This is a genomic window from Streptomyces sp. NPDC016309 (assembly GCF_043077235.1).
Taxonomy (GTDB): domain Bacteria; phylum Actinomycetota; class Actinomycetes; order Streptomycetales; family Streptomycetaceae; genus Streptomyces.
Genome location: NZ_JBIBSG010000001.1, coordinates 471750 through 488403 on the forward strand (window position 1 = coordinate 471750; position 16654 = coordinate 488403).

The 16654-nt window shown below is 74.3% G+C and carries 17 protein-coding genes; 7 read left to right on the plus strand and 10 right to left on the minus strand.

Annotation, left to right across the window (positions count from 1 at the left end):
* Positions 1 to 263: 263 nt before the first annotated feature.
* Positions 264 to 1046, plus strand: a complete 783-nt coding sequence (locus ACF068_RS02100; protein ID WP_392272216.1) for an enoyl-CoA hydratase/isomerase family protein — start codon at positions 264 to 266, stop codon at positions 1044 to 1046.
* Positions 1047 to 1182: 136 nt separating this feature from the next.
* On the opposite strand, the gene ACF068_RS02105 is transcribed toward ACF068_RS02100, so the two are convergent.
* Both ACF068_RS02105 and ACF068_RS02110 read right to left on the minus strand, forming a co-directional pair.
* Positions 1183 to 1773: a DNA-3-methyladenine glycosylase I gene (locus ACF068_RS02105; protein ID WP_392272217.1), complete on the minus strand. Its 591-nt coding sequence runs from the start codon at positions 1771 to 1773 to the stop codon at positions 1183 to 1185.
* Positions 1770 to 2159, minus strand: coding sequence for a DivIVA domain-containing protein (locus ACF068_RS02110; RefSeq protein WP_392272218.1), 390 nt, complete (start codon positions 2157 to 2159; stop codon positions 1770 to 1772). The genes ACF068_RS02105 and ACF068_RS02110 overlap by 4 nt, the downstream gene beginning before the upstream one ends.
* 103 nt (positions 2160 to 2262) lie before the next feature.
* Between ACF068_RS02110 and folP the strand changes: the two genes are divergently transcribed.
* Positions 2263 to 3123 (plus strand): dihydropteroate synthase, encoded by an 861-nt coding sequence (gene folP, locus ACF068_RS02115; RefSeq protein WP_392272219.1) that lies wholly within the window; start codon positions 2263 to 2265, stop codon positions 3121 to 3123.
* Between the two features lie 16 nt (positions 3124 to 3139).
* On the opposite strand, the gene ACF068_RS02120 is transcribed toward folP, so the two are convergent.
* Both ACF068_RS02120 and dapE read right to left on the minus strand, forming a co-directional pair.
* Positions 3140 to 3910, minus strand: coding sequence for a TIGR00730 family Rossman fold protein (locus ACF068_RS02120; protein WP_392272220.1), 771 nt, complete (start codon positions 3908 to 3910; stop codon positions 3140 to 3142).
* Positions 3911 to 3987: 77 nt separating this feature from the next.
* Positions 3988 to 5067, minus strand: a complete 1080-nt coding sequence (gene dapE / locus ACF068_RS02125) for a succinyl-diaminopimelate desuccinylase (protein WP_392272676.1) — start codon at positions 5065 to 5067, stop codon at positions 3988 to 3990.
* A gap of 51 nt (positions 5068 to 5118) precedes the next feature.
* On the opposite strand from dapE, the gene ACF068_RS02130 reads away from it, so the two are divergent.
* Both ACF068_RS02130 and ACF068_RS02135 read left to right on the plus strand, forming a co-directional pair.
* Positions 5119 to 6024, plus strand: a complete 906-nt coding sequence (locus ACF068_RS02130; protein WP_392272221.1) for a hypothetical protein — start codon at positions 5119 to 5121, stop codon at positions 6022 to 6024.
* 327 nt (positions 6025 to 6351) lie between these two features.
* Positions 6352 to 6705 (plus strand): ATP-binding protein, encoded by a 354-nt coding sequence (locus ACF068_RS02135; RefSeq protein WP_392272222.1) that lies wholly within the window; start codon positions 6352 to 6354, stop codon positions 6703 to 6705.
* A 60-nt stretch (positions 6706 to 6765) separates the two neighbouring features.
* Here the strand turns inward: ACF068_RS02135 and ACF068_RS02140 are convergent, their stop codons facing one another.
* On the minus strand, positions 6766 to 7863 hold the full coding sequence (locus ACF068_RS02140; RefSeq protein ID WP_392272223.1) for a bifunctional succinyldiaminopimelate transaminase/glutamate-prephenate aminotransferase: 1098 nt from the start codon (positions 7861 to 7863) through the stop codon (positions 6766 to 6768).
* A gap of 82 nt (positions 7864 to 7945) precedes the next feature.
* Entirely contained in the window at positions 7946 to 8266 is a 321-nt protein-coding gene (gene fdxA / locus ACF068_RS02145; RefSeq protein WP_031078476.1) for a ferredoxin, read from the minus strand.
* Positions 8267 to 8379: 113 nt separating this feature from the next.
* On the opposite strand from fdxA, the gene ACF068_RS02150 reads away from it, so the two are divergent.
* Positions 8380 to 9381, plus strand: a complete 1002-nt coding sequence (locus ACF068_RS02150; protein WP_392272224.1) for a GNAT family N-acetyltransferase — start codon at positions 8380 to 8382, stop codon at positions 9379 to 9381.
* Between the two features lie 5 nt (positions 9382 to 9386).
* On the plus strand, positions 9387 to 10211 hold the full coding sequence (locus tag ACF068_RS02155; RefSeq protein ID WP_392272225.1) for a transglutaminase-like domain-containing protein: 825 nt from the start codon (positions 9387 to 9389) through the stop codon (positions 10209 to 10211).
* A 188-nt stretch (positions 10212 to 10399) separates the two neighbouring features.
* Here the strand turns inward: ACF068_RS02155 and ACF068_RS02160 are convergent, their stop codons facing one another.
* From ACF068_RS02160 to ACF068_RS02175, 4 genes are all read right to left on the minus strand, one after another.
* Positions 10400 to 12451, minus strand: coding sequence for a hypothetical protein (locus ACF068_RS02160; RefSeq protein ID WP_392272226.1), 2052 nt, complete (start codon positions 12449 to 12451; stop codon positions 10400 to 10402).
* A gap of 142 nt (positions 12452 to 12593) precedes the next feature.
* Positions 12594 to 12962, minus strand: coding sequence for a DUF6113 family protein (locus ACF068_RS02165; protein ID WP_392272227.1), 369 nt, complete (start codon positions 12960 to 12962; stop codon positions 12594 to 12596).
* Positions 12959 to 13843, minus strand: coding sequence for an N-acetyl-1-D-myo-inositol-2-amino-2-deoxy-alpha-D-glucopyranoside deacetylase (mshB, locus tag ACF068_RS02170; protein WP_392272228.1), 885 nt, complete (start codon positions 13841 to 13843; stop codon positions 12959 to 12961). The genes ACF068_RS02165 and mshB overlap by 4 nt, the downstream gene beginning before the upstream one ends.
* Before the next feature lie 37 nt (positions 13844 to 13880).
* Entirely contained in the window at positions 13881 to 14075 is a 195-nt protein-coding gene (locus ACF068_RS02175; RefSeq protein WP_189550932.1) for a hypothetical protein, read from the minus strand.
* 157 nt (positions 14076 to 14232) lie between these two features.
* Here ACF068_RS02175 and ACF068_RS02180 point away from each other — a divergent pair, with 157 nt between their 5' ends.
* Entirely contained in the window at positions 14233 to 16362 is a 2130-nt protein-coding gene (locus ACF068_RS02180; protein ID WP_392272229.1) for a prolyl oligopeptidase family serine peptidase, read from the plus strand.
* Positions 16363 to 16654 lie beyond the last annotated feature (292 nt).

Here is a 16654-nt window from a genome sequence, read left to right on the forward strand (position 1 = left end):
ATGGGCACGCATCACCGGCATCGAACACATTGCTTCCAGGTCATTATCCCGCATGGCAGGACCCGATGACCAACATCGGTCGGCATCGCTTGCGCAACGCGCTCTCGCAAAACCGTCCAATTCGGCGATCCGCCTGCGATACTTCGCCGCCGCACACGTCGGCGGGGCCCGGTCTTCTTTGACGCAGGTCACATGTCCGGGCGGGATGATCTCCGCCATGCTGGGCGGGACATCACCGCCGTAGCCGCAAAGGGGACCCTGCCATGGCCGACACCGTGCTGTACGAGGTGAGCGACGGGCTCGCCACGATCACCATCAACCGGCCCGACGCCATGAACGCGATGAACACCGAGGCGAAAGTCGCCCTCCGGGACTCGCTCACGGCCGCGGCCGGGGACACCGCCGTGCGGGCGGTCCTGCTCACCGCGACGGGCCGGGCCTTCTGCGTGGGCCAGGACCTCAAGGAACACGTCGCGCTGATCGGCACCGAGCACACGATGAGCACCGTGCGGGAGCACTACAACCCGATCGTCCGCGCCATCGCCGGCATGCCGAAGCCGGTGGTCGCCGGGGTCAACGGCGTGGCGGCCGGCGCGGGCTTCGGCTTCGCCCTGGCGGCGGACTACCGGGTGGTAGCCGACACGGCGTCCTTCAACACCTCGTTCGCCGGGGTGGCGCTGACCGCCGACTCCGGCGTCTCCTGGACCCTGCCCCGGGTGGTGGGCCCGGGCCGGGCGGCGGACCTGCTGTTCTTCCCGCGCTCGATCAGCGCGCGGGAGGCGTACGAGCTGGGCATCGCGACCCGGCTGGTCCCGGCCGCGGACCTGGCGGCGGAGGCCGCGTCCGTGGCTCGCACCCTCGCGGCGGGCCCGACCCTGGCGTACGCGGCGCTCAAGGAGTCCCTGGCGTACGGCGCCGCCCACACGCTCGACGAGGCGCTGGAGAAGGAGGACGAGCTCCAGACGAAGGCGGGCGCGTCGGCGGACCACGGGATCGCGGTGCAGGCCTTCCTCGCCAAGGAGAAGCCCACCTACCTCGGCCGCTGATCCCGCCGGGCGGGCGGGCCGGGGCGGACGCCGGTCCCGGCCGGGCGGCCGGGGGCCGAGCGGTCGGGGGCCGGGGTGGCCGGAGGCCGGGGTGGCCGGAGCCGGGCGGCCGGGAGGGCCCGGGCGGCCGGGGCGGTCAGGCCGGGGCGTCGGTGCGGGCGACGCAGTCGGCGAGGTGGTCGTCGACCAGGCCGCAGGCCTGCATCAGGGCGTAGGCCGTGGTGGGGCCGACGAACCGGACGCCCTCCTTCTTGAGCGCCTTGGACAGCGCCGTCGACTCGTCGGTGACCGCCGGCACGTCGGCCGTGGTGCGGGGTGCCGGACGGTCGGCGGCGTCCGGGGCGTACGACCAGATCAGGGCGTCCAGCTCGCCGGGCGCCCAGCCGGCCAGCACGCGCGCGTTGCCGAGGCAGGCGTCGATCTTGGCGCGGTTGCGGATGATGCCGGTGTCGGCCAGCAGCCGGCCCCTGTCCGTGTCGGTGAACTCCGCGACCGAGGCGATCCGGAAGCCGGCGAACGCCCGCCGGAAGCCCTCCCGGCGGCGCAGGATGGTGAGCCAGGACAGGCCGGACTGGAACGCCTCCAGGCAGAGCCGTTCGAACAGGGCGTCGTCACCGTGGACCGGGCGTCCCCACTCCTCGTCGTGGTACCGCACGTAGTCCTCGGTCGACAGGCCCCACGGGCAGCGCAGCTTCCCGTCCTGGCCCGGCAGTGCCTCCCCGGTCACCGGTCCCGCTCCCCGCCCGGCTGGTGTCCCGCCTCCCCGCCCGGGGCCTCGCCGGGCAGGTCGAACGGTTCCGGCCGGCCGGCCGCGTCCGCGCGGGCGCCCGCGAGCGCGGCCTCCAGGTCGGCGATCCGCGCGTCCCGCTCGGCGAGCTCCGCGCCGAGCCTGCCGAGGACGTCGTCGACCTCCGCCATGCGGTAGCCGCGCGGCGCCAGCGGCAGCCGCAGCGCGTCGACGTCGACGCGGCCGACGGGGCGGGTCAGCGGCAGCCGGTCCACCGTGTGCTCGGGCGCCGCCTCCGGGAGCACGTCGCTCTCCCCGCCGCCGATCACGGCGAGGGTGACCGCGGCAACGACCACGACCATCGCTACAGCCAAGAACCAGAACACGACCGTGCCTCTCCACCCGGAGCGAAAACCCGACGGTGCCGATCGTGCCATGCCCCACCGACGGTTAAGGTCGCAGGCGACGAACGCGAGGAGGACGAACGGGATGCTGCGCTTGGGACGGCGGGAATTCGGGCCGCACGAGCCGGTGATCATGGCGATCGTGAACCGGACGCCCGACTCCTTCTACGACCGGGGCGCCACGTTCCACGACGAGCCGGCGCTCGCCCGCGTCGAGCGGGCGGTGGCGGAGGGCGCCGCCATCATCGACATCGGCGGGGTGAAGGCCGGTCCCGGCGAAGAGGTCACCGCCGAGGAGGAGGCGCGCCGCACGGTCGGTTTCGTCGCCGAGGTCCGCCGGCGGTTCCCCGACGTGGTGATCAGCGTCGACACCTGGCGGCACGACGTCGGGGAGGCGGTCTGCGAGGCGGGGGCCGACCTGCTGAACGACGCGTGGGGCGGGGTGGACCCCAAGCTCGCGGAGGTCGCCGCGCGGTACGGGGCGGGGCTGGTGTGCACGCACGCGGGCGGCGCGGAGCCGCGCACCCGGCCGCACCGGGTCGCGTACGACGACGTGGTGGCGGACATCCTGCGGGTGACGGTGGGCCTGGCCGAGCGCGCCGCCGCCCTGGGCGTACGCCGCGACGGGATCATGATCGACCCCGGTCACGACTTCGGGAAGAACACCCGGCACAGCCTGGAGGCGACCCGGCGGCTGGGCGAGCTGACCGACACCGGCTGGCCGGTGCTGGTGTCGCTGTCCAACAAGGACTTCGTCGGCGAGACCCTCGACAGGCCGGTCAAGGAGCGGCTGCTGGGGACGCTCGCGACGACGGCCGTCTCGGCCTGGCTGGGCGCCCGGGTCTACCGCGTCCACGAGGTCGCCGAGACCCGGCAGGTGCTGGACATGGTCGCGTCCATCGCGGGCCACCGCGCCCCGGCGGTCGCCCGCCGGGGGCTGGCGTAACACCCGGAGCGCCCCGTCAGGGGTGGCCGGGCCCGGTCTCCTTGGTGACCAGGGCGACCGCCTCCTCCACGTCGTCCGTGACGTGGAAGAGCAGCAGGTCCCGCTCCGAGGCCTTGCCCTGGGCGATGACCGTGTCGCGCAGCCAGTCGACCAGGCCCGACCAGTAGGCGGTGCCGAACAGCACGATCGGGAAGCGGGTCACCTTCCGCGTCTGGACCAGCGTCAGGGCCTCGAACAGCTCGTCCAGGGTGCCGAGCCCGCCCGGCAGGACCACGAACCCCTGGGCGTACTTCACGAACATCGTCTTCCGGACGAAGAAGTACCGGAAGTTGACGCCGATGTCGACGTGCGGGTTCAGGCCCTGCTCGAAGGGCAGCTCGATGCCCAGGCCCACCGAGACGCCCTTGGCCTCCCGGGCGCCCTTGTTCGCCGCCTCCATCGCGCCCGGGCCGCCGCCCGTGATCACCGCGAAGCCGGCCTCGACCAGCGCCCGGCCGAGCCGCACGCCCGCCTCGTACTCCGGCGTGCCCTCCGGGGTGCGGGCCGAGCCGAAGACGCTGATCGCGCTGGGCAGTTCGGCCAGCGCGCCGAAGCCCTCCACGAACTCCGACTGGATGCGCATGACGCGCCACGGGTCGGTGTGGACCCACTCGGAGTCGCCCGCGGTGTCCAGCAGCCGCTGATCGGTGGTGCCGGGCTGGACCTGCTCCCGGCGGCGCAGTACCGGCCCCAGCCGCTGCTCGGCCAGCGCTCGCAGTCCTTCGGCCTCGGCCTCGGGGTTGCCCATGATCCGCTCCCTCCGCTGAACATCGTTTCCCGCTCAGGGTAGGACGGAGGACGTGACAAAAGGCGAAATTACGGAGGTCAGGCAGTGAGCCAGTCGTACAGTCGCCGTTCACAGTGGGTGATCCGGTCCACGGCGACGTGCTCGTCCCGCTTGTGCGCGAAGAGCGCGTCGCCCGGGCCGTAGTTGACCGCGGGCACGCCCAGCGCGCTGAACCGGGACACGTCGGTCCAGCCGAACTTGGGCTGCGCCGTGCCGCCGACCGCCGCCATGAAGGCCGCGGCGGCCGGGTGCGACAGCCCGGGCAGGGCGCCGCCGGTGTGGTCGTCCACCACGAACTCCTCGACCCCGCAGTCCGCGAACACCTCGCGCACATGGGCCTCGGCCTCCGCCATGGAGCGGTCCGGCGCGTAGCGGTAATTGACGGTGACGGTGCACGCGTCGGGGATCACGTTGGTGGCGACCCCGCCCTCGATGCCCACGGCGTTGAGGCCCTCGTGGTACTCCAGCCCGTCGATCACCGGGCGGCGCGGTTCGTACGCGGCCAGCTTCGCCAGGATGGGCGCGGCGGCGTGGATGGCGTTGGACCCCATCCAGCTCCGCGCGGAGTGCGCCCGCTCGCCGGTGGTGCGGAGGTGGACCCGCAGGGTGCCCTGGCAGCCGCCCTCGACCTGGCCGTCGGACGGCTCCAGCAGGACGGCGAAGTCGCCCTCCAGCCACTCGGGGTGCGCCTCGGCCACGTGCCCGAGGCCGTTGAGGTGGGCGGCGACCTCCTCGTTGTCGTAGAACACGAAGGTCAGGTCGCGGTTGGGCGCCGGGACGGTCGCGGCGATGCGGAGCTGGACGGCCACGCCGGACTTCATGTCCGAGGTGCCGCAGCCCCACAGGATCCCGTTCCCGTCGAGACGGGAGGGGACGTTGCCGGCGATCGGCACGGTGTCGATGTGTCCGGCCAGCACCACCCGCTCGGCCCGGCCCAGGTGCGTCCGGGCGACGACGTTGTTGCCGTACCGGTCGACGGTCAGGTGCGGCAGCGTGCGCAGCGCCTGCTCGATCGCGTCGGCGAGCGGCTTCTCGGTGCCGCTCACCGAGGGGAAGTCGACCAGCGCGGCGGTGAGCGCGGGGCCGTCCTGGGTGAGGTCCAGCAGGGTGGCGGGCATCGTTTCGGACATGGTGCCGAGCCTAACGCGGCCTCCAGTACGGTGTGCTTCGTGTCCGAGTCCATCCGCCCCCGCCGACTGAGAACCGCCGTCGCGCTCGCCGTGCTGCTGGCGGTGATCGCGTACGTGGTGGTGCAGTACGTGACGGGCGGCAAGGACGCCCCGCACTGCGTCGTGGGCAGCGGGAACAACACGTACCGGTTCACCCCCGAGCAGGCCTCCAACGCCGCGACGATCTCCGCCGTGGGCACCACCCGGGGAATGCCCGAGCGGGCGGTCACCATCGCGCTCGCGACCGCCCTCCAGGAGTCCGCGCTGCGGAACATCCGGTACGGCGACCGCGACTCCCTGGGGCTGTTCCAGCAGCGCCCCTCGCAGGGGTGGGGCACCGAGCGGCAGATCCTGGACCCGGTGTTCTCGGCCGGGAAGTTCTACGACCACCTGGCCGACGTCCCGGGCTACTCGCGGCTGCCGCTGACCGTCGCCGCGCAGCGCGTGCAGCGCAGCGGGTTCCCGCAGGCGTACGCCAAGCACGAGCCGGACGCCGCGCTGCTGGCCGCCGCGCTCACCGGGCGGTCGCCGGCGTCCCTGACGTGCACGGCCGGCAAGGGGCCGGCACGGGCCGGCGACCCGGCGAAGGTGCGGGCGGAGCTGAAGCGGGCGTTCGGCGGGGACGCGCCGGCCGGCGGCACCGCGCGGAACATCGTCGTACCGGTGCGGACCGTCGCCGCCGGCCCGGCCGGCCCCGAGGGCGCCGGCGCGGCTCCCGGGGGCTCGCGCGGCGGCTGGGAGCTGGCGCAGTGGGCGGTGGCCCGGGCGGACGCCCTGCGGATCGCCGAGGTGACGTACGCGGGCCGGGTCTGGAGCGCGGCGGACTCCGAGGACGGCTGGCGCCCCGCCGAGGGCCCCGCCCCGCGCGCGGACGAGGTCCACATCCGGGTCGCCGAGCGCTCCTAGGCGCGGCGCCCCGGGTCCGCCCCCGCGCGGGCCGGGTCGGGGTTCCGGGCGGGCCGTGCGCGCGTACGGGCGTTCACCCGGGCGAGGAGCGTGCACACGGGATGCCGGCCGTGTTCGGTACCGGGCCCGCGCACCCGTTCCGAGCTGCGAAGTGACGGTTCCTCAGTGGGCCCCTTTGCCCGGGTTTACGGCGGGCCGATAATGCGACGCATTACCCACTCTTTACCTCGGGTCACCGCAACCTCCCCCGGCCCCCGAGCGGTTGTCACAGCGTCCGATCGTCGGACAGGCACCACAGACAACGACCTCTTCCGTCGAAGGAGCATCATGTCCCTCCCCCTGACCCGCCGGATCGCCCGTGCCGCGCTGCTGCTCGCAGCGGGCGCAGCTCCCGTGGTCGGTGCGGCCGGCTCCGCGAGCGCCGTGGACCTTCCCCAAGCACCCGAGCTGGGCGGCGTGAGCAGCCTCGACACGGCCTCGGCGTCCGAGACCGTCAGCGGCGCCTCCCGGAACACGACCGGCACGGTCGGGGAGGCGGGCGGCCGGACGGTCGAGCAGGCCGTACCCGCCGCGGGCCAGGCCGTCACCAAGACGGGCGGCACCGCCGCCCCCGCCGCCCAGGAGGCCGCCGGCGGGCTCGTCGGCGGCATGCCGGCCGGCCTGCCGGCGCTGGGCGCGTAACCGTACGCACGCCGAAGGGCCCGGGGAGCGACGCACGCTCCCCGGGCCCTTCGGTGTGTCTCAGACCAGCCGCTTGACCGCGGCCTCGACCCGCTCGTCGGTGGCCGTGAACGCCACCCGGACGAACCGCTCCCCCGCCTCGCCGTAGAAGTCGCCCGGCGCGACCAGGATGCCGAGGGACGCCAGGTCGGCCACGGTGTCCCAGCAGGGCTCGTCCCGGGTCGCCCACAGGTACAGGCTGGCCTCGCTGTGCTCGATCCGGAAGCCGTGCGTCTCCAGGGCCGTGCGCAGCGCCGTACGCCGCGCCGCGTACCGGGCGCGCTGGTCGGCCACGTGCGCGTCGTCGCCGAGCGCCGCGACCGTGGCCGCCTGGACCGGGGCGGGCGTCATCATGCCGCCGTGCTTGCGGATCCGGAGCAGCTCGCCGAGGACGGCCGCGTCGCCCGCGATGAACGCGGCCCGGTAGCCGGCCAGGTTCGAGCGCTTGGACAGCGAGTGGACGGCGACGATCCCCTCGTACGAACCACCGCACACGTCCGGGTGCAGGACCGAGACGGGGTCGGCCTCCCAGCCGAGCTCCAGGTAGCACTCGTCGCTGAAGACCAGGACGCCGTGCTCGCGGGCCCAGGCCACGATCCGGACCAGCTCGTCCTTGGGGACGACCTTGCCGGTCGGGTTGGACGGCGAGTTCAGCCAGAGCAGCTTCAGCCCGGCCGGGTCCAGCTCCGTCGGGTCGTCGTAGACGACCGGCGTCGCGCCGCACAGCCGGGCGCCGACCTCGTACGTCGGGTAGGCGAGGCGCGGGTAGGCCACCGTGTCACCGGCGCCCAGGCCGAGCTGGGTCGGCAGCCACGCGACCAGTTCCTTGGAGCCGACGACCGGCAGGACGTTGGTGTGCGCGAAGCCGCGCGCGCCCAGGCGCCGCTCGCACCAGCCGGTGAGCGCGTCGCGCAGCTCGGGGGTGCCCCACACCGTCGGGTAGCCCGGCGAGTCCGCCGCGGCCACCAGAGCCCGCCGCACCACCTCGGGGACGGGGTCCACCGGCGTCCCGACGGACAGGTCCACGATGCCGTCCGGGTGGGCCGCGGCCGTCTTCTTGTACGGCTCGAGCTTGTCCCACGGGAAGACGGGGAGGCGGGAGGAGACGGGGGAGGACACGGTGCTCGCTTTCTTCTGCTTCAGGGGCGATACGCGTCGGTCCCGTACAGCGGCGGAGCCGTACGGGACCGAGGGCGCGCGATCAGCCGTTCTGCGGCGGCAGAGCGGCGATGAAGGGGTGGTCGCGCTCGATCAGGCCCAGCTTCGAGGCACCACCGGGCGAACCGAGATCGTCGAAGAACTCGACGTTCGCCTTGTAGTAGTCCTTCCACTCCTCCGGGGTGTCGTCCTCGTAGAAGATGGCCTCGACCGGGCAGACCGGCTCACAAGCACCGCAGTCGACGCATTCGTCCGGGTGGATGTACAAGGACCGCTGGCCCTCGTAGATGCAGTCGACGGGGCACTCCTCGATGCACGCCTTGTCCTTGACGTCGACACAAGGCTGCGCGATGACGTAGGTCACGCTGGTCGTTCCTCCTCGGTAGGGCTGTTTGCGCGGGAGCGCGGCGTCGTCGATGCCCGCACCTAGTATCTCCGTTCTCACGACGGAACCGAACAGGAGGGGCGGACTGAGCTGTGGAATTCACTGCGGGCGGACGGCTGGAGGTCCGGATCACCCCTTCTGACGTGGGTAAACGAGTCTCCGTCCGCCGGTTGAGCGACACCGGAGCGCGGCCGGAGAGGTTCACCGACACGGTCGGTGTTCTCACATCATGGACCGGGGGTGTGCTGGTGATCACACGACGGACGGGTGAGACCGTCCGCATCGCGGAATCGGCGCTGGTCGCGGGGAAGGTCGTGCCCGCCGCGCCGGCCCGCCGGCGGGGCCCCGCGGCCGGTTTCGAGGAGCTGACCCGGGCGGCCGCGCGGGCGTGGCAGCCGGTGGAGAGCGAGCCGCTCGGCGACTGGACGCTGCGGGCCGCGGCGGGGTTCACCCGCCGGGCCAACTCCGTGCTGCCGCTCGGTGATCCCGGGATGCCGCTGGACGAGGCCCTGGCACGCGCGCGTGCCTGGTACGAGGAGCGGGGCCTGCCCGCGTACGTGCAGGCGGCGACCGGCGCGGCGGACACCCAGGAGCGGCTGTGCGCGGCGCTGGAGGAGCGGGGCTGGCGCCGGGAGGTCTCGGCGGAGCTGCGGACCGGGGCGCTGGCGCCGGTCGGGGACCTGGACGCCGGTGACGTACGGCTGTCCCGGTCCGTCGACGGGGCGTGGCTGCGCCGCTACAACCGCTCGGGCGAGCCGGGCCCGCACGTGCTGCGCGTCCTGGGCAGCGGGCCGTCGGTGTGGTTCGCCACCGTGCCGGGCGACGGTGACGTGCCCGCCGCCATCGGGCGGTGCGTGGTCGACGGGCGGTGGGCCGGTTTCATGGCGGTCGAGGTGGACCCGGCGTACCGCAGGCGGGGGCTCGGCACGGCGGTGATGGCCGCGCTCGCCCGCCGGGCGCTGGACGAGGGCGCGTCGGCCGCCTGGCTCCAGGTGGAGTCGGACAACGAGGGCGCCCTCGCCCTGTACGGGGGGATGGGTTTCACCGTCCACCACCTGTACCACCACTTCCGGTCCCCCGAAGCGGGTACGTGAGGCGTATGCACACCACGGAGTGGCGCCGCCGGTTCGCCGAGGAGGCCCGCGAGGAGCGTCCGGACCTCGCGGCGCTGTGCCTGCTGGTGGGCGCGGAGGCGGATCCCGCCCTGGGGCAGGCCGGGATGGACGCCGCAGAGATCGAGCTGGACCGGCTGGCAGGGCTGCTGCCGTACGGGCTGCGCGGGCCCCGCTCCTGGGTGGCCGCGCTCGCCGCCCTGCTGGGCGACCGGTGCGGCTTCCACGGCACGCCCGGCGACTACCAGCGTCTGGAGTCGTCGCTGCTGCACGAGGTGCTGCGGCGGCGCCGGGGGCTGCCGATCCTGCTGTCGGTCGTGTGGACCGAGGTGGCCCGGCGGGCGGGCGCGCCGGTGTACGGGGTGGCGCTGCCCGGGCACTTCGTCGTCGGGTTCGGCGACCCGGAGGAGCGGGTGCTGGCGGACCCGTTCGCCGGTGGCCGGGCCCTGACCGGGGCGGACGCGGAGCTGCTGGTGGCGGGGGCGACCGGGGAGCGGCTGGTCCCGTCGATGCTGACGCCCGCGGACCCGTTGCAGATCGTGCAGCGGATCCTCAACAACATCCGCGCCTGGGCGTCCGTACGCCCGGAGCGTTCGGACGTGGCCCTGTGGGCGGTGGAGCTGTCCCTGCTGCTGCCCGCGCACCCCGCACGGCTGCGGTACGAACGGGCCCAGTTGCTGGTGCAGCGCGGTGACTTCCTGACGGGCGCGGCGGAGATGGACGCGTACGCGGAGGTGGTGGCCGCCGTCGAGCCGACCGTGGCGGAGACGGTCCGCCACCGTGCCCGTGCGGCCCGTGCCCGGCTGAACTGATCGCGGCCGGCGGCGGGGGTCGGTCCCGGTCGACGTGCTCCCCCACGATCCCTACGGAGGCGGGGCCGAGCGGTCAGGTCCGCACCGGTAACCGGTCCGGTGCCCGGGCAGGCCGCCGGGGACCGGAGGCACCCGGAAGGCCCCCGCCCGGGTGGGACGGGGGCCGGGGCACGGGGGCCGGGGCGGGCTCAGCCCTGGGGGTCGAGTTCGATCGTCCCGGTGCGCTCGGCGGGGGTCTTGCCGAGCAGGGCCTTCTGCATCGCGTGGGCCACGTCGTCGGCGGAGACCTCGTGCTCCTTGCCGTCGCCCTTGGTGATCATGACGCCCTCGAAGACGCCGTCCAGGAGCGTGTTGATCGCCTGCTTGTCGTAGACCTCGACCAGCCGGCCGTTGACCGGCTTCATGGAGAGGATCTTCGGCAGGGACCTCTCGGGGCCGAACTGGATCTGCTTGCCGCCGGCCTGGATGGTCACCAGCCCGGACATCGCGGGCTCGGCGAACTCCTTCATCGCCCGGTTCAGTTCCGCCTGGGTGACGGTCGGCTCCTTGGTGACGACGGGCAGTTCGACCGGGTTCGTCCTGCCGGTCTCGACCTGGGCGCGGTAGGCGTCCCGTACCGAGATCATCGACCGCTGGACGTCCAGGGTCTTGCCCGCCTTGCCCGGTACGGCGACGGCCTTGCCCGGTTCGAACCGGATCGTGCCCTCGGTGGCCGAGCCGGAGGTGCCCGCGAGGTCGGTCAGGGCCACGCCCAGCTTCTCCTCGTCGACCAGGATCACCGGCTGGGCGACGCGCTCGCCGCCGAAGAGGGAGCCGATCACGGAGACCGGGTTGTAGTCGGCGCCCGCGGCGGCCCGCACGGTCTCCTGGGCGTCCAGGGACAGCCCGGCCTTGTCGGGGGCCAGCTCCTCCTTCTTGCCGCCCACGCTGAGCTGCATAGGGGCGGACGCCCAGTCGCCGAAGGCGGTGTCCAGCTTCTGCACCGCCTGCTCCTTGGTCCCGCCGCCGATGTCGACGCCGAGGACCGTGGTGCCCTTCGGGACCTCGGAGTGGTTCAGCAGCAGCCCGGCACCGTAGGCGACACCGGCCAGGCCGATCACCGCGGCGCCCAGGAGGACCGCCTTGGAGCGGCCCTTCTTCTGCTGCGGGCGGGCCGGGGAGGCGGCGGGGGCCGGGGCGGGCGGCACGGGTGCGGGCGCCGCCTCCGGCTCGAAGTCCTCGTACGCCGGGGGGACCCGGTCGGCCGCGACCTGCGCGGGGCCGGTGACCGGGAACGGCGACGAGGAGCGGTGCTCCGGCGGGACCACGGGGATGCCGCTGGTGAGGGTGTCGCCCGACACGTGCCCCCCGGCCGGCGGACCGGCGGGCGGACGCGCGGCACCCTGCCGGGGCACCTGGGGGTCCTGGCCGTACGCGGGTTCGTAGCCGGGCTCGTACCCGGTGTCGTACCCGGCGCCGGGGTCCGGCTCGGGCGCGGGCTGCTGCGGGGTCAGTACGGCGGTGTCGTCGGACATCCACGGCACGGCGGCCATGGCGCCGGTCACGGGGCCCGTCGTGGGGCCGTCCGGGCGCGCCGGGCCGCCCGGGCCGGGGGGCGCGGTGTCGCCCGCCAGGTCGGCCAGCGAGCTGTGCGGGCGCGGCGCCTCGGCGCGCGGGGCGTCGGCCGGGCGCGGCACCCCGCCGGGGGCGGCCGGGCCGCCGGGCGCGGGCGCACCGGTGGGCGCGGGCCCCTGGCCGGGGACGCGGCCGGGCCCCTGGGGCCGCTCGGGCGCGGAAGGCCGCGCGGAGGCCTGCCCCGGCGCGGAGGCCTGCGGCTGGGCGGGGGCGGGCGCGGGGGCCGGGGGCTTGCGGGGGGCGAACCAGTCGCTGGCCGGCTTCTCCTCCGCGGGCGGCTCCTCCGCCGGCTCCGGGGCCTCGGCCGCCGGCGGCCGCTCCGCCGGCGCGGAGCGGGGCGCCGGGGCGGTGCCCGCCCCGTCCGTCTCGCTCACCGGCTTGCGCATGACGACCGGCGGGATGGGCCGCGAACCCGGGATGTTGATCCGGATGCGGGTGGTCAGCGTGGTCTCGGTCCTGGGCTCGTCCGGCTCCGCGGCGGCGGCTCCGGCACCCTCCTCCGGTGCGTCCTGCGTCGGGTGCAGCGACGGATACTGGCGCGATCCGTACGGCGGTGTACCCGAGGGGTACGCGGCTCCGCCGCGCCCCTGGGCGCCGGAGGACGAACTGTCAGTTTCACGACTCAAAGCAGGTTCTCCCGGTTGGCTCCGCCGCCCGCTCTTACACGTGCGGGCGCTCGGCGGCGCGCACCACCATACTGGCCGCCGCCGCCGGGTATCCCACGACCAGGGCAACCCGGCCGGGCATTCCGCCCCAAGTCAGGGCACGTCACATGCCAAGTGACCCGGATCGGCCGTCCCGATGCGGAAGCCGTGTGATCGTGGCGCACATCACAGCGATGACCATGCCGCCCAGGACGTACACCAGCTCGGCCAGGCCGCCCCAGAAAAGCTGGTCCCCTTCGGGCCGTCCGAGGCTCAGCAGCACCACGGCGATCAGCCAGCCGGCCCCCGGGGCCAGCACACCCGCCTGAGTGCCCGTCGCCCGCATCCCGCCGCGGAACAGCCCCGCGCACGCCGCCAGCGCCAGCAGCAACCCACCGGGGAACCAGGCCGATTGGACCAGCGCCCCGGCGAGGCCGACCACGGCCCCGAGCACGGCCAGGCCCGCGTAGGAGGCGATCCGCGCGGCCCTCATGACGTCACCCCGGCGAACAGGTCGTCCTCGCGCCGGCCGGCCGGGGCGCCCGCTTCCCCCCGTACCAACTGGTAGTACTCCGTGGTGAAGAGAGGCTGGCCCAGGTCGTTGGACAGGGCGAAGAACTCCCCCTCCACGGTGATCTGGGTGACATGGGCGCGCATCGCGGCGGCCTTGCGGCCGGCGTGCGCGGTGCCGTCGATCGCGGCCGTGACGAGCTCGTCGTCGACCACGCCGGGCACGTCGGCGACGGACGCGGTCCGGGGGAAGGCGCCCGCGGCCCGGAGCCTGGCGAAGCCTTCCTCGGCGACCGTGCGCGGCACCCGGTTCCAGTAGGTCTTGGCGATCCGGTGGGGTGCGCCCAGGTCGCGCCGGAAGTCCGGTTCGGCCGCCAGTTCTGCGGCGCGCATGGCGACGCGGTGCGCCTGGATGTGGTCCGGGTGGCCGTAGCCGCCGTCCGGGTCGTAGGTGACCAGCACCTGGGGGCGGACCGAGCGGACGACGGCTACCAGGTGGGCGGCGGCCTCGTCCACGTCCGCGCTCCAGAAGGCGCCGTCGCGGTGGTTCTGCTCGGTGCCCATCATCCCGGAGTCGCGGTACCGGCCGGGCCCGCCCAGGAAGCGGTGGTCGGTGACGCCCAGCTCCTTCATCGCGGCGGCCAGTTCGCCGACGCGATGGGGGCCGAGCCGGTCCTCCCGGTCGGGTGCCAGATGGGCGAGGGCGGGCGGGATGACCTCGCCCTCCTCGCCGCGTGTGCAGGTCACCAGGGTGACCTGGGCGCCCTCGGCCGCGTACTTGGCCATGGTGGCGCCGTTGTTGATCGACTCGTCGTCGGGGTGCGCGTGCACCAGGAGCAGACGACGGGCGGGGAGTTCCGTCATACCGACACCCTAGGGGGTGGTGCCCGGAACCCGGCGACTAGAACTTGATGCCGCCGATCATGCCCGCCACGTTGGTCGTCAGCTCGCTGATGGTCGGGGCGATGGAGGAACTCGCCAGGTAGAAGCCGAGGAGCATGCAGACGACCGCGTGGCCGGCCTTCAGGCCGGACTTCCGGATCAGCAGGAAGACGACGATCGCCAGCAGCACCACCGCCGAAATCGAGAGTGCCACGGCGGTTCACCTCCATACGTGTTCGTTCCGGACCGGGCAGGGAGCACGTGCCGGAGGGTACATACCCACCCGGCGCTACGGATCATAACTATCCGTTCCCACGCATCGATCGGTGCACGGCAGCACATGGGGGCGCACGACCGCTAGTTTCGGTCGTATGACCTCCAGGCAACAGCTCTCATTCCCTCGCCAGTACGCGCGGACTCAGCGCTACACCCTTGGTGTTCCCCGGGCGTTCACCGTCTCGCCGGACGGCTCCCGGGTCGTGTTCCTCCGCTCCCCCGCCGGCACCGACAGAGCGAACCGGCTGTGGGTGCTCGACCTGGACGACGGCATGCGGGAGCGTGTGGCCGCCGATCCCGGGGCGCTGCTGGGCGGCGCGGAGGAGGAGTTGTCGCCCGAGGAGCGGGCACGCCGCGAGCGCAGCCGGGAGGGCGCGGGCGGCATCGTGGGGTACGCGGTGGACGGGGCCGTCGAGTTGGCCGCGTTCGCGCTCTCGGGGCGGCTGTTCGTGGCGGAGCTGAGGGCCGGGACGGCGCGTGAGCTGCGCGTACCGGGCCCGGTGATCGACCCGCGGCCGTCGCCGGACGGGCGGCACGTGGCGTATGTGAGCGGGGGCGCCCTCCGGGTGACGGGCACCGGGGGCGAGGGCGGTGACCGGGCGCTGGCCGAGCCGGAGGACGGGCACGTGACGTACGGGCTCGCGGAGTTCATCGCGGCCGAGGAGATGGGCCGCTCGCGCGGTTTCTGGTGGTCGCCGGAGTCGGACCGGCTGCTGGTCGCGCGGGCCGACGACCGCCCGGTGCGGCGCTGGTGGATCGCGGACCCGGCGCATCCGGACCGGGAGCCGGTGAAGGTGGCATACCCGGCGGCGGGGACGGCGGACGCGGAGGTGTCGCTGTGTCTGCTCGGCCTGGACGGTACGCGTACGGAGGTGGAGTGGGACCGTACGCGCTTCCCGTACCTGGCGCGGGTCCACTGGTCCTCCGGTGGGGCTCCGCTGCTGCTGGTGCAGGCCCGCGACCAGCGCACCCAGCTCTACCTGGCGGTGGACACCGCGTCCGGGTCGACCCGGACGGTGCACGTCGACGAGGACCCGGACTGGCTGGAACTGCTCGGCGGGGTGCCGGCGTGGGCGCCGGACGGGCGGCTGGTGCGGATCGCCGACGAGGGCGGGGCGCGGGTGCTGGCCGTCGGCGACCGGACGCTGACGGGGGCGCAGCTCCACCTGCGGGCGGTGCTGGACGTCGGCGAGAACGACGTGCTGGTGTCGGCGTCGGCGGGCGAGGAGGCCGTCGACGCGGAAATTGGCGAGATCCATGTGTACCGGGTCAACGAACTGGGCGTGGAGCGCGTCTCCGACGGGCCCGGTGTGCACGCGGCGGTCCGGTCCGGCGCGGTGACGGTGCTGGCGTCGGCGCGGCCCGGTGAGCCGGGGACGACGGTGCGGGTGCTGCGGGAGGGCAAGCCGGTGGCGCGGGTGGAGTCGTACGCGGAGCGGCCGGTGCTGTCGCCGCGGTTGACGCTCACCGAGGCGGGCCCGCACCGCGTCCCGTGCGCCGTGCTGCTGCCCCGGGACCACCGGGAGGGCGACGGGCCGCTGCCGGTGCTGCTGGACCCGTACGGGGGGCCGCACGGGCAGCGGGTGGTGGCGGCGCACAATCCGCACCTGACGTCGCAGTGGTTCGCCGAGCAGGGTTTCGCGGTGGTCGTGGCGGACGGGCGGGGCGCTCCGGGCCGGTCGCCGGGCTGGGAGAAGGCGGTCAAGAACCGGCTGACGCTGGCGCTGGACGACCAGATCGAGGCGCTGCACGGGCTGGCGGACCGGTTCCCGCTGGACCTGGGCCGGGTGGCGATGCGGGGCTGGTCGTTCGGCGGCTACCTGGCCGCGATGGCGGTGCTGCGGCGGCCGGACGTGTTCCACGCGGCGGTGGCGGGCGCGCCGATGTCCGACCTGCGGCTGTACGACACGCACTACATGGAGCGGTATCTGGGCCTGCCCGAGGAGGCGCCGGAGGTGTACGAGGCGAACTCGCTGATCACGGACGACGGCCTGTCGGCGCCGGAGAACCCGCACCGCCCGCTGATGCTGATCCACGGGCTGGCGGACGACAACGTGGTGGCGGCGCACACGCTGCGACTGTCGTCGGCGCTGCTGGCGGCGGGCCGGCCGCACGAGGTGCTGCCGCTGACGGGCGTGACGCACATGACGCCGCAGGAGCAGGTGGCGGAGAACCTGCTGCTGCTCCAGGTGGACTTCCTGAAGCGGTCGCTGGGGCTCGCCTAACGCGGGGCGGCGCGCCGGCGAGTGAGCCGAAGGGGCGCCGCCGGGGGAACGGTCCCGAGCGCGCGGAGGCCCGTGAGGAACGAACGGGTCGAGCACGGTCGGGGTCGTGAGCCCGGCTCCAGCGCCCCGGAGGCGAACCGAGCCCGGAAGGGGGGACGCCCACACCGGCCGGGGCGGCGTGGTGCGCCCCGGCCGGTCCACGGCACCCGCACGGCCGTACGGTGGCCAGCGTGCCGTGTCCGTATATCGGAGCGGGGTCGGGCGGGTTGCCCGGGTGTTAACGAGGTTGACG